Source organism: Methylophaga sp. UBA4204 (assembly GCF_002379485.1).
Lineage (GTDB): Bacteria > Pseudomonadota > Gammaproteobacteria > Nitrosococcales > Methylophagaceae > Methylophaga.
Genome location: NZ_DFTU01000012.1, coordinates 17,307 through 17,717 on the forward strand (window position 1 = coordinate 17,307; position 411 = coordinate 17,717).

Annotated in this window: 1 protein-coding gene; it reads left to right on the forward strand. The window is 47.0% G+C overall.

Translation table 11 applies throughout. From position 1 onward, the window contains the following. Nucleotides 1-411, forward strand: a 411-nt coding sequence (locus B3182_RS01825; protein WP_292751307.1) for a c-type cytochrome, incomplete at both ends; no start/stop codon positions are given.

A 411-nucleotide genomic window follows, 5' to 3' on the forward strand; every position in this document is an offset into this window, starting at 1 on the left:
GATGATGACTGGTTGTACGGTGGAACGGTAAACAAGATCATTGAAACCCTGGCCAAAGGTCGTCAAGGAATGATGCCAGCACATGCTGAGCTGTTAACCGAAGAAGAAGTGGATGGTCTGGTTGAATTCGTGTTGAGTAACTCGGCTGGTGAAGCCACCGAAGCGCAATGGAAACTTTACAACGAAAAAGGTTGTGTAGCATGCCATGGTGCAGATGCTAAAGGCATTCAGCAATTAGGCTCGGCTAACTTATCAGATAAAGTCTGGCGCTTTTCTGGGGAACCGGATGAAATTCGCCATACGATTCTTCACGGCGTAAATGCTGCGAATGATCCAAAGACTCGTATTGCAGTAATGCCAGCCTGGAATGAAAAGCTTGCCGTACGTTTGGAAGCAGAAGAATACGGTGAT